This is a genomic window from Marinobacter sp. C2H3, from assembly GCF_037080155.1.
GTDB lineage: Bacteria > Pseudomonadota > Gammaproteobacteria > Pseudomonadales > Oleiphilaceae > Marinobacter.
In genome coordinates this window covers 879,588-891,654 of sequence record NZ_JBBBNZ010000001.1, presented here as the reverse complement: position 1 = coordinate 891,654, position 12,067 = coordinate 879,588, and the positions used below count along the sequence as shown (strand labels likewise).

The following is a 12,067-nucleotide window of genomic DNA, read 5'->3' as shown; positions in this document are numbered from 1 at the left end:
AGACAGGCTGACCATGGATTATTTCTCCGAAAGCATCAAAAAGGCGATCCGTACCGTGCCGGACTGGCCCAAGCCCGGCGTGTCCTTCCGCGACATCACCACCGTGCTGCAGGACAAGACCGCCTTCCGCAAGCTGATTGACGCCTTCGTGCACCGCTACCACGGCGAAAAAATCGACGCCGTCGCCGCCGTGGATGCCCGGGGCTTCATCATCGGCTCGGCCCTGGCCTATGAGCTGAACGCCTCCCTGGTGCTGATCCGCAAAAAAGGCAAGCTGCCGTTCGACACGCTGGTGGAAGACTACGAACTGGAGTACGGCACCGCCTCGGTGGAACTCCACAAGGACGCCTTCAAACCGGGCGACAAGGTGGTGCTGGTGGACGACCTGATTGCCACCGGCGGCACTATGCTCGCGGCGTCCCGGTTGATTCGGCGCATTGGCGCGGAAATCATTGAGGTGGCAGCCATGATCGACCTGCCGGACCTCGGCGGCTCCCGCAAACTGCAGGACGAGGGCCTTCGGGTCTATACTGTCTGCTCGTTTGAAGGCGACTGAACGGCCACAGGAGGCGCCCATGCCCGACTACCAGCACCATTGGAAAGACAGCACCCCGCTGCACCTGCCCCTGGGCAAAATCGTCTGCGTCGGACGCAACTACGCCGAGCATGCCCGGGAGCTGAATAACCCGGTGCCAGACACCCCGCTGCTGTTCATCAAACCAGCAACGGCGGCCGTGCACCTGACCCGGCCTATCGAGCTCCCTACGGGCCAGGGCGAGGTGCATTTCGAGACCGAGCTGGCGGTGCTGATCGGACGGCCGCTGACACGGGCGTCCGCCAGTGAGGTCACCGATGCCATCCTTGGCTACGGCCTGGCGCTGGACCTGACCCTGAGGGACGTGCAAAGCCAGCTCAAGCAGCAGGGCCACCCCTGGGAGCGGGCAAAGGGCTTCGACGGCGCCTGCCCCCTGTCGCCGTTCGTGCCCGCCAGCGCGCTGGCGGGCGACAACATCCACTTCACCCTGGACATAGACGGCGAGCGCCGCCAGACCGGCGAGACACGGGACATGCTGAACCCGATCGTGCCGTTGATTGCCCACATCAGCCACTCCTTCTCCCTACTGCCGGGGGACGTGGTCCTCACCGGCACCCCCAAGGGCGTCGGCCCGCTCCGCGCCGGGCAAACCCTGTCGCTGGCCCTGGAAGACTTGCTGTTTCTGCAGACCCGGGTAAGCTGAACCGGCGGGCGATCGCCCGCCGTCTGTGTTGCCGGGCGCCGCTCGCGCAACCCCTGATTTCGCCACCGGACATCGCAGCACCATGGCCAAAAAACCGGTTACCTCCCGCACCGGCCGCTTCTTCAAACTGGCCGGCATGACCGCTTCCGTTGCCGGGCAGGTGGCCGGCCAACGTGCCCGGCGCCTGCTCGGCGGCGAACACTCGGAGGACGCCCGCAGCGAACAGTACACCCGTATGGCCGGGCAAATCGTGGATACCCTGGGGGAACTCAAGGGGGCCGTGATGAAGGTTGGCCAGATTGCCTCCCAGACACAGGATTTCCTGCCCAAGGAATTCTCCGAGGCGCTGGAAAAGCTCCAGCGGGAAGCACCGCCCATGCCGTTCGAGGTGATCGCCACGCAGCTGGAAGCCGAGCTGGGGGCGCCGCTTGGAGAACGCTTCGAGTACGTTCAGCAGACGCCTTATGCGTCCGCCAGCATCGGCCAGGTGCACCGGGCACGGCTGCACGACGGTACCGATGTGGTGGTGAAAGTACAGTACCCCGGAGTGGACGAATCCTGCGATTCGGACCTGCGCCAACTGCGCATGGCCCTGCGCCTGGGTGGCCTGTTGAAAGTGCCAAAAGAGAGCGTGGACGCCCTGTTCGCCGAGATTCGCACCCGCCTGAAGGAAGAACTGGATTACGCCAACGAGGCCCGCAACCTGGCTCGCTTCCGGCAATTCCACCAACACCAGCCCTGGCTGCTGCTGCCCCGGGTGATCGAAAGCCACAGCACCCGGCGCGTGCTGACCCTGGAATTGCTTGAAGGTGATCACATCAGTGCAGTGACCCCCGAACGCTATGATCAGGATATCCGCAACCGGATCGGCCACCGGCTGTTTGCCGCCATGGCGGACCAGCTGTTCCGGTTCCACTGCATCCACGGCGACCCGCACCCTGGCAACTACGCCTTCCGCCCGGACGGTTCGATCATCCTGTACGATTTCGGTTGCGTAAAGCAGCTCAAGCCCGAGGTGGTGGACGCCTACCGCCGGGCGCTACTGGCGGCCATGGCCGAGGACTACGATGCCCTGGACCACCATCTGATTGCGCTGGGCGCCCGGGTGGCCAGCCAGCCGCCAGTGAATCCGGCCTACTACGCGCTCTGGCGCAACATCCTGATTGCGCCCTTTGCCGGCGAGACCCCCTACGACTTTGCCAGCGCCGACCTGCACCTGAAGGTGGCGGCAAACACCAGCACGGTGTTCCAGCATTTGGACGCGTTCAAGCCGCCCGTGGAAAGTCTGTTTATTGATCGGATGGTGGCGGGGCACTACTGGCTGATGAAGCGATTGGGGGTGAAGGCGGCCTTTCGGCCTGAGCTGGAGCGGTATCTGGCCGCCCCAGCGGAGGACTGACCGGCGGGTTATTCCTTCTTGAGAAGGTCCCGGATTTCCATTAGCAGTTGCTCCTGGGCGGACGGCGCCGGCGGCTTGGCCGGGGTTTCCGCCTCCTTCTTGCGCAGATGGTTCAACACCTTGACCGCACTGAACACCGCGAAGGCCACGATCAGGAAGTCAAAGACCGCCTGCAGGAACATCCCGTAGCGCAGGTTGACCGCGTCAACACCGTCCGACGCCGCCCGAAGGGTAATGACCAGGTTGGAAAAATCCACACCGCCCACCAGCAGGCCGATGGGGGGCATCACCACGTCCGCCACCAGCGATGACACGATCTTGCCGAACGCCACGCCGATGATGATGCCCACGGCCATGTCCATGACGTTGCCTTTGACCGCAAATTCCTTGAACTCTTTGATAAAGCTCATCCCATGCACTCCTTTAAGCCCCTGAAGTCTCTGAAAACAAGACGTTACCCGGCCAACAAAAGGACGGATACGCCGGAACCGGCGTATCCAGAGTGTAGTGCATGGGGCGGAATCTGGCGCTGGCGACGATGCGCTCAGTCGAAGATTTTTCCGGGGTTCATGATGCCGTTTGGATCGAACACCTGCTTGATGCCGCGCAGGTAGGCAATTTCCGCCTCGCTGCGGGTGTAATGGAGATAGGGCTTCTTGGTCATGCCCACGCCGTGCTCGGCGGACACGCTGCCCTGGTAGCGCTCGACGATCTCGAACACCCATTTGTTCACCTGCTGGCACTTCTCGAAGAAGTCCTCCTTGGCCATGGCCTCTGGCTTGAGGATGTTCAGGTGCAGGTTGCCATCGCCGATGTGGCCGAACCAGATGATCTCAAAATCCGGATAGTGCTCGGTCACCACCTGATCTATCTCGGTGAGGAACCCTGGCACCTTCGAGACCACCACGGAAATGTCGTTCTTGTAGGGGGTGCGCGGAGCAATGGACTCGGAAATCCGCTCCCGCAGCTGCCACAGGTTCTTGGTCTGGGTCTCGCTCTGGCTGATCACACCGTCCAGCACCCAGCCGTTTTCCACGCACTGCTCGAACAGCGCCATGGCATCGTCCATGACCTGGTCCGAGACTGCCTCGAATTCCAGCAGCGCGTAGTACGGCGCTTCGGTCTCGAACGGCGCCTGCACCTGGCCGTGGGCGAGCACGTGCCCCATGGCCTGGTGGGAGAAAAACTCGTAGGCGGTCAGGTCGAGCTTGCCCTGGAACGCCTGCAGCACGTCCATGGTATTGGTGAGGTCGTTCAGGCCCAGCACCAGCACGGTCAGGTTGTCCGGGGTGCGGGTCAGCTTCATGGTGGCCTCGGTGATGAAGCCAAGGGTGCCTTCGGCCCCAATGAACAGATGGCGCAGATCGTAGCCGGTGTTGTTCTTGGCCAGGTCCCGGTTCAGCTCCAGCACGTCACCCTTGCCGGTAACCACTTTCAACCCGGCCACCCAGTCCCGGCTCATGCCGTAGCGGATCACCTTGATGCCACCGGCGTTGGTGGACAGGTTGCCGCCGAGTTGGCTGGAACCGGCGGAGGCGAAATCCACAGGGTAATACAGGCCGTTTTCCTCAGCGAAATTCTGCAACTGCTCGGTAACCACCCCGGCCTGGCAGCGCACAGTGCGATCGCTGGCGTTGAAATCGAGGATCTGGTTCATCAGATCAAACGCCACCACCACCTCACCGTTGGCGGCCACGGCGCCAGCGCTCAGGCCGGTGCGTCCGCCGGAGGGTACCAGCGCCACCCGGTGCTCGTTGGCAAAACGCACCAAAGCCTGCACCTGCTCGGTGGTCTTCGGCAGCGCGATGGCGGTGGGCTTGGGCGGGTAGATCTTGGTCCAGTCCTTGCCATAGGCCTCCAGGTCGTCCGGGTCCGTCAACACGCGACCCGGTGCGTCACCGGCGGCCAGAAGGTCTTTAAGGGCGGCAATGATCTGTTCGGCATTCATTGGCTATTCGGTCTCGTGAAAGTTGGGTCAACGCCTGCTGCGACGGGAGTCGGGGAGAATTGACTCAAGTGAACCGACGCACTGTGAAACGTGGCGAGTATGGTATCATACCGCCCCTGTTCTGTGAGCCGGCCCGATGATCCTGGCCACAGGTCACTTCATAGAGGAAAGGTTCGGAAACTAGCCCATGTCCAATACGTCTCTCGAAAAGAGCAAAATCCGGATCCTGCTGCTGGAAGGCGTGCATCAGACAGCCATTGATACGCTCAACGCGGCAGGTTATACCAACATCGAGTACCTGACTCATTCCCTGGGCGAAGAGGAGCTGATCGAGAAGATCGCCGACGCGCACTTTATCGGCATCCGCTCCCGGACCCAGCTCACCGAGAAGGTGTTCGAGGCCGCCCACAAGCTGGTGGCCGTGGGCTGTTTCTGCATCGGCACCAACCAGGTGGACCTCAAGGCCGCCACCCGTCGCGGCGTGGCCGTGTTCAACGCGCCCTTCTCCAACACCCGGTCCGTGGCCGAACTGGTCCTGGCCCAGGCTATCCTGCTGCTGCGGGGCGTGCCGGAGAAAAACGCCAAGGCGCATCGCGGCGTCTGGCAGAAGTCCGCCAAGAACAGTTTCGAGATTCGCGGCAAAAAGCTGGGCATCATCGGCTACGGCAACATCGGCACCCAGTTCAGCGTGCTGGCCGAAGCCCTGGGCATGGAAGTGTTCTTCTACGACGTGGTCTCCAAGCTGTCCATCGGTAACGCCACCCAGGTGGGCTCCATGCAGGAGCTGCTGAACCTGGCGGACGTGGTTTCCCTGCACGTACCGGAGACCCCGGCCACCAAGTACATGTTCAAGGCCGAGCAGTTCGCCCAGATGAAGCCGGGCAGCGTCTTCATGAACGCTTCCCGGGGCACCGTGGTGGACATCGACGCCCTGGCCGACGCGCTTCGGTCCGGCAAGCTGCTGGGTGCCGCCGTGGACGTATTCCCGGTGGAGCCGAAGTCCAACGACGAGGAATTCGTGTCGCCCCTGCGAGAGTTCGATAACGTCATCCTGACCCCGCACGTGGGCGGTTCCACCATGGAAGCCCAGGAAAACATCGGGCGTGAGGTGGCGGAAAAGCTGGCCATGTACAGCGACAACGGCACCTCCGTGTCGTCCGTCAACTTCCCGGAAGTGGCGCTGCCCTCCCACCCGAACAAGCACCGCCTGCTGCACATTCACGAGAACGTGCCGGGCGTGATGTCCGAAATCAACCAGGTGTTCTCCGAGAACGGCATCAACGTGTGCGGCCAGTACCTGCAGACCAAGGAAGACATCGGCTACGTGGTGGTGGATGTGGACAAGGCCTACGGCGAGCTGGCGCTTGAGAAGCTGCGCAAGGTCAAGGGCACCATCCGCTGCCGGGTGCTGTTCTGAGCCGGCTATCCGGCCACAAAAAAACCGACGCCTGAGGGCGTCGGTTTTTTTATGCCGGTAACGCCAGCGGCTTCAAGCGCTGGCGCCCCAACCAGGCCACTTACTGCATCGGCACCAGGGTCAGCTCGACCCGGCGGTTCTGTTCCCGGCCAGCGGCGGTGTCGTTGGACGCCACCGGGTACCGCTCGCCGTAACCCACGGCACGGGTACGGGCCGGGGCAATGCCCTGGTTCAGCAGGAAATCCCGCACGGAGGCCGCGCGCTGCTCGCTCAGCAGCTGGTTGTAGCTGTCCGAGCCGGAGCTGTCGGTGTGGCCGGCGATCTGGATGATGGTCTTGTCATACTCCTTGAGGACCAGCGCCACAGATTCGAGGGTGTCCGTAAACGACGACTTGATGCTGGTCTGGTTCACATCGAACGTGATGTTGCCCGGCATGACCAGTTGGATCTCGTCGCCATTGCGCACCACACGCACGCCGGAACCTTCCAGCTTGCGGCGCAGCTCGGCTTCCTGCTTGTCCATGTAGTAGCCAATACCACCGCCGATCGCCCCGCCCGCTGCGGCGCCAATCAGAGCACCTTTGGCGCGGTCCTTCTTGCTGGACGTCGCGGCACCGACAACGGCGCCGCCGATGGCACCAATCACGCTGCCTTTGGTGGCGTTGGACGTCTTCTGTTCACCGGTGTATGGGTCATAGGTCATACAGCCGGTCAGGGCGTAGGCGGCAACGATGCACGCGATGAGGGTCTTTTTCACAAGCTTCTCCTGTTTACGATGACACACTGCGGAATGAATCAATGATGGTATTGAATACCGTCGCCTGCAAATCCCGGGCTTCATTCACCAGATGATGACGCCCGCTGGGGATTTTCCGTTCCTCAACCGAGGAGAATTTATTGCGGATGATCCGCAGGTTGTGACGCCAGTCAACCGTCTGGTCCTTTTCACCCTGAATGACCGTCACCGGGAAATCGACGGGGCGTGCAGACTCAATATGCGGTACCCACTGGCGCAGCGCGCTGACCCAGTCCACATGCACCGCACGGGCCTGGAGCGGATCGTGTTCCCGCAGGAACCGGAGGAACCGGGTGTTACCGCTGTTCTCCGAAAAGGCCCGGCGCCAGCGGGTGAAAAACGGCCGAGCCAGGGAGTGCAGGATGCGGGCGCCCAGCCACCCGGCCGGGCGCACCAGGGGCGCCAGCAGCACCACCTTGCGGAACGCCGACGTGTCCTGATTGTGGCCGTTGGACAGCAGGTAATCGATCAGGATGGCACCACCGGTGCTCTGGCCCACCGCAAACCAGGGCGCCCGCACGTGGCCACGGACCGCCCCCATCACCGACGTCAGCACCTGCTGGTACTCGAGAAAACTGCCGATGGCGGCCGGAGTGCCGCTCGAGAGGCCGTGGCCGGGCTGATCGTAGGCGATCACGTCGAAGCCGGCGCCCAGGCAGCGGTCAATCAGCTGGCTGTAGAGGCCAACGTGGTCAAAATAGCCATGCAGGATAAACACTGTGCCCCGGCACGGGCCGGCGGCGTCTGAGAGCCGATAGTAATGCAGCATCACCTGGTGGCCGCCGGCGGGCACGTAGCCCTGGTGATAGGCCACCTCGGGGTGTTCCACCCACAGGTCCAGGCCGTAGAAGCGGCAGTAGGCTTCCATCTCGTCACTCAGCGCCCGGTCGCCGGCGGGATCGAACGGCACCAGTCGCTCCAGCAGCGACGTCCGGTCCCAGTCGGGAATCTCGATGCGGTCGGTTTTCCAGTACACGGTTGGGGCAGATCCTTGGAGTGTGAGCGGCAAGCCGAAGGCGACATCCTAACCCATGCAACCGGCGGAACACAGGGTCGAATGACCTCAGGGCAGCTGCGCCAGATCAATCTCACCTCGGATCAGGGCATCCTTGCGGGACCGGGGCCAGCGTTTGATGTGCCACTCCAGCCGGGAGGCCCGCCGCCGGTCCCCGGCATGTCCCTGGTACACCAGGCTCAGCGGCCCTTTGCCCCGCAGGCTGCGGGCACCCCGGGGTGCGCCCGCCTGGTGCTCGGCAAACCGGCGTTCCACGTCCGTGGAAATACCCGTGTACAGGGCGTCGCCGGCGGTGCGCACCAGGTACAGGTACCAGTTATCGCTCATCGGCCAGCGCGGCCTCCCGCACCCGGGTTTTGCGCTGCTGAAGCCACAGCCCCGCCACAATCAATACCAGGCCAACATAGGTGGACGATAGGATCACTTCACCGAGAATGGCGGAAATGAACACCAGCGACAGAAACGGCGAAATAAAGATCAGGTTGCCGACCCGGGCGGTGTTCTCGGCCTTTTTCATGGCGTAGGACCAGAGCACGAACGACACCCCCATCTCGAACACGCCCACGTAGACCGCCGCCGCCAGCGGCACCCCGGTGGGAAACTCAAACCCCTCGGTCAGGCCGCAGGCCAGCAGGATCACCGGCCAGCCGCACAGGAAATTCAGGAACAGCCCCACCACCGGGTCCCGGTCGTCCCGGGTGGCAAGAATCCAGTAGGACGCCCACACCACCGTGCTGCCCAGGGCCAGGCCGACGCCCACCGGATCCGAGAACGACAGTGACAACACCTGGCCGCGAGTGGCGATGACCACCACGCCGGCGTAACACACCAGCCCGGCGACAATGTCCAGGGCCCGCAGCCGCTGGCCGAGAAACGGCACCGACAGGTAGGCCAGCACCAGCGCCCAGGTGTAGTTCAGGGGCTGGGCCTCCTGGGCGGGCAGCCGATCAAAGGCGCCAAACAGGAAGAAGTAATACAGGCACGGATTGATCAACCCGAGGCCAACAGACAGCAGATACTGGCGACGGCTCAGGCGGAACACCAACTGCCAGCGGCCCTGTAAACGCAGGATCAGCCCCATGACCAGAATCGACGCGGTGGTGGCCACCAGCAGCATCTGCACCGGCGCCATGGCACCGAGGGCCAGTTTGAACGCGGTGGCCACCGTGGACCACAGCAACACCGTGGCCAGCCCGTACAGCATGGCGTGCTTCTGATTGCGCGACGGATCGCGTTCGCGGGCGCTGCCCTGGTTCATCCGTTTCGGCCTCTCATGGCATCTGTATCCTGCCTGTGGTTCATGCGTGTTACGTGGGTTTGCCATCGTCCAGCCAGCGGTAAAGCGTACGCCGGTTAATCCCGAGCACCTGCGCGGCACGGCGCTTGTTGCCCTCCACCGCCGTCAGCACCCGCTCAACGTACTGGCGCTGATACTGGTCCAGCGTTGGCCATTGGGCCAGGTTGCCGGGGGCACCGTCCAGTGTCTGATCGGTATCAATCACGGCCTGGCGCCGGCGGATGCGGTCCGGCAGGTGTTCCGGCAGCACGGTATCGCCGTCGCAAAACGTTACCGCCCGCTCCATGGCACTGCCCAGCTCCCGGACGTTGCCTGGGAAGGGATAGTCCTTGAGGACCCGCGACGCCACCTCACTCAGTTGCATCGGCCCGCGCTCCTGCCGCCGCGCCGCCGTGCGCAGAAAATGCATGGCCAGCAGTTCAACATCGTCGCCCCGCTCCCGCAGGGGCGGCACCGGCAGGGTCAGGGTTTCCAGCCGGTAGTACAGATCTTCCCGGAACCGGCCTTCGGCCACAGCTTCCAGCAGATCGACGTGGGTGGCCGCCAGCACGCGCACATCCACCGGCTCCTCCCGGTCGGCGCCCACGGGCTTGATCTGACCTTCCTGCAGCACGCGAAGCAGCTTGGCCTGGAGGGCCATGGGCATTTCACCGATCTCATCCAGCAACAGGGTACCGCCGTCGGCTTCCGCAAACAGCCCCTTGCGCGCCTGGCGGGCGCCGGTGAAGGCCCCCGGCTCATGGCCGAAAAACTCACTCTCCATCAGATCCGATGGAATGCCTGCACAGTTAACCGCCACGAAAGGTCGATCATGCCGATCGCTGCAACGGTGAATGGCCCGGGCCACCAGCTCCTTGCCGGTGCCGCTTTCGCCGGCCACCAGTACCGCCGCATCGCTGCGGGCCACCCGGCGGATCTCCGAACGCAGCCTGGCCATGGCCGGACTGTCCCCCAGCAGGCCCAGGCTGTCGTCGCCATCGGCCCGCCCCCGGATTTCCGCAAGCTGCCGGCGAATATCGGCCTGGGCCAGCAGGCGCCGGATCTTCAATCGCAGATGGTCCGTGGACAGCGGCTTGGTCAGGAAGTCGTCGGCGCCCGCCTTCAGGGCGTCCACCGCCTGGTCCACGGTACCAAAGGCGGTGATGATCACAAATGGCACCGAGTGCCCGGCGCTCTGCAGGCGCGTCAGCAGGCCCAGACCGTCGCCGTCCGGCAGCCGGAGATCGGAGACCACCAGGTCCGGCACGGCCTGGTCCGCTTGCTGCATCGCCGCCGTCAGGTCAGCCGCCTGGCGCACCCGGTAGCCGTCCAGCTCCAGTTCCTCTGCCAGCAGCGCGGCGAGGCTGCTGTCATCTTCCACCAGCAGGATGTCCGCATTGCTCCGGCTCATTGCTTCGTCTCCACGGGAAAAAACAGACTCACCCGACAGCCGCCCAGATCGCTGTCGCGGATCTCGGCCCGGCCCTCGTGCTCCTTCAGCACGCTGCTGACCACGGCCAGCCCAAGCCCGGTGCCTTCTCCGGCCGGGCGCGAGGTGTTGAACGGCTCGAACACGTCCTGGCGCTGATCCTGGGGAATGCCCGGGCCATCGTCGTCCACCCGCACTTCTACCTCCCGGTCGTGATTCAGCACCTGCACCTGTACCACCGCCTTGGCGGCCTGGCAGGCGTTGCGGATCACGTTCAGGCACGCCAGTTCCACCCGGATCGGCTCCGCCAGAATACGCTCGGGTCGGTCAGTGCCGGACACGGACAGCCGCACCCGCTGGCAACGTTCGTCTTCTCGGGCCTGGGCCACGGCCTCGGAGACCATGGCCGCCACCGGCACCGGGCGCCGGGAGTCCGGCACGTGGCGAAAGCAGTCCAGTAACTGGCGGATGATGGCCGTCATCCGGCCCACCTGCACCTGGATATCCTGAACCTGGCGCAGGCGGCGCTCGTCCGTATCCTCCCGTTCGAGGATGGCCGCCCGCCCCTGGATAACATTCAAAGGCGCACCCAGCTCGTGGGCGACACCGCCAGCCACACGGCCGATCATCGCCACTTTCTCCTGGTGCCGCAGTTGCTCCGCCAACGACCGCTCCCGCTCGATGCGCGCGTCGATTTCCACCTCTGCGGTGGCCATGCGCTCTGCCAGCGCCGACACGCCCTGGTGTATCTGTCGAAGTTCCCGCGGCCCGCTGGCGGGAGTAGCCACCCGCCAGCGCCCGGGCGCCATGCGGTCCATGGCCAATAGCAGCCGACTGACGTGGCGCCCCACCGAGCCGTAATGCCCCAGCACAACAATCAGAGCGATCGCGGCCGCCAGCCCACACCAGAGCACCAGCGCCCAGAATCGGGTGGAGGCCAGCAGCTCATGGAAATCGCTGCGTTTGCGGGTCACCTGTAGCAGGCCCTGGATACGGCCTCTGTCGGTCATCAACGGAAGAAACTGCGAATAGACCGACTCGCCCGCCACCCGCCGAAAAACGCCGTCCTGACGACCGCTGGCCATAACCCGGGCGGCGCTGGCACTGTCCTGCACGTCCTGGTCCGCCAGCCCGAAACTCTGGATACGCTGGCCCTGTTCATCGAACACCGAAACGCCGGAAATCCGCCCGATCTTCAGAAGGGACCGCAACGATTCCCCCAGCACCAGGTCATTGCCATCGGACAGCGCCTGGGAGACCGGCCCGCTGACGGCCCGGGCTACCAGCTCGAGATCACCCCGCAGGCGGTCGTTCAGGTGCGACTCCACCGCGCCAAGGCCCAGGTAAATGGCGCCACCGCTGATCAACAGCAGCGGCACCACCATGCTGAGCAGCAAGGTCAGACGAAGGGAATGGAACAGCCGGATGGGGCCTGTCATCAGCCGTGTCATGTCGGTCTCCAGGGACAAAGGTGCCACACACTTCTGCCACATGTGGCATTTTGCCACAACCCGGATGACCGATTATTAATCCAATAAACGATTTAACT

Annotated in this window: 12 protein-coding genes; 4 read left to right on the top strand and 8 right to left on the bottom strand. The window is 63.9% G+C overall.

Annotation, left to right across the window (positions count from 1 at the left end; all coding sequences use genetic code 11):
- Positions 1-13 precede the first annotated feature (13 nt).
- The 3 genes from V3388_RS03935 to V3388_RS03925 all read left to right on the top strand — a co-directional run bounded on the left by V3388_RS03935 (position 14) and on the right by V3388_RS03925 (position 2,637).
- The gene (locus V3388_RS03935) at positions 14-556 is read left to right on the top strand and encodes an adenine phosphoribosyltransferase (protein ID WP_336366214.1); all 543 of its coding nucleotides are present in this window, start codon (positions 14-16) and stop codon (positions 554-556) included.
- Between the two features lie 19 nt (positions 557-575).
- Positions 576-1,238, top strand: a complete 663-nt coding sequence (locus tag V3388_RS03930) for a fumarylacetoacetate hydrolase family protein (RefSeq protein ID WP_336366213.1) — start codon at positions 576-578, stop codon at positions 1,236-1,238.
- A gap of 82 nt (positions 1,239-1,320) precedes the next feature.
- A complete protein-coding gene (locus V3388_RS03925) occupies positions 1,321-2,637 on the top strand; it encodes an ABC1 kinase family protein (RefSeq protein WP_336366212.1) in 1,317 nt (438 codons plus the stop codon).
- Between the two features lie 8 nt (positions 2,638-2,645).
- Here the strand turns inward: V3388_RS03925 and mscL are convergent, their stop codons facing one another.
- Entirely contained in the window at positions 2,646-3,047 is a 402-nt protein-coding gene (gene mscL, locus V3388_RS03920; protein ID WP_336366211.1) for a large-conductance mechanosensitive channel protein MscL, read from the bottom strand.
- Positions 3,048-3,181: 134 nt separating this feature from the next.
- Positions 3,182-4,585, bottom strand: coding sequence for an FAD-binding oxidoreductase (locus tag V3388_RS03915; protein ID WP_336366210.1), 1,404 nt, complete (start codon positions 4,583-4,585; stop codon positions 3,182-3,184).
- A gap of 187 nt (positions 4,586-4,772) precedes the next feature.
- Here V3388_RS03915 and serA point away from each other — a divergent pair, with 187 nt between their 5' ends.
- The gene (gene serA / locus V3388_RS03910; protein ID WP_336366209.1) at positions 4,773-6,002 is read left to right on the top strand and encodes a phosphoglycerate dehydrogenase; all 1,230 of its coding nucleotides are present in this window, start codon (positions 4,773-4,775) and stop codon (positions 6,000-6,002) included.
- Between the two features lie 100 nt (positions 6,003-6,102).
- Here the strand turns inward: serA and V3388_RS03905 are convergent, their stop codons facing one another.
- From V3388_RS03905 to V3388_RS03880, 6 genes are all read right to left on the bottom strand, one after another.
- Complete coding sequence (locus V3388_RS03905; RefSeq protein ID WP_336366208.1) at positions 6,103-6,759, bottom strand: OmpA family protein; 657 nt, start codon at positions 6,757-6,759, stop codon at positions 6,103-6,105.
- A 13-nt stretch (positions 6,760-6,772) separates the two neighbouring features.
- Positions 6,773-7,774, bottom strand: a complete 1,002-nt coding sequence (locus tag V3388_RS03900) for an alpha/beta hydrolase (protein ID WP_336366207.1) — start codon at positions 7,772-7,774, stop codon at positions 6,773-6,775.
- Between the two features lie 87 nt (positions 7,775-7,861).
- Positions 7,862-8,140, bottom strand: a complete 279-nt coding sequence (locus V3388_RS03895) for a GIY-YIG nuclease family protein (protein WP_336366206.1) — start codon at positions 8,138-8,140, stop codon at positions 7,862-7,864.
- Positions 8,130-9,071, bottom strand: a complete 942-nt coding sequence (locus V3388_RS03890) for a DMT family transporter (protein WP_336366205.1) — start codon at positions 9,069-9,071, stop codon at positions 8,130-8,132. Before V3388_RS03890 ends, V3388_RS03895 begins: the two co-directional genes overlap by 11 nt.
- Before the next feature lie 49 nt (positions 9,072-9,120).
- Entirely contained in the window at positions 9,121-10,500 is a 1,380-nt protein-coding gene (locus tag V3388_RS03885; protein ID WP_336366204.1) for a sigma-54-dependent transcriptional regulator, read from the bottom strand.
- On the bottom strand, positions 10,497-11,969 hold the full coding sequence (locus V3388_RS03880; RefSeq protein ID WP_336366203.1) for a sensor histidine kinase: 1,473 nt from the start codon (positions 11,967-11,969) through the stop codon (positions 10,497-10,499). The genes V3388_RS03885 and V3388_RS03880 overlap by 4 nt, the downstream gene beginning before the upstream one ends.
- Positions 11,970-12,067: the final 98 nt, after the last annotated feature.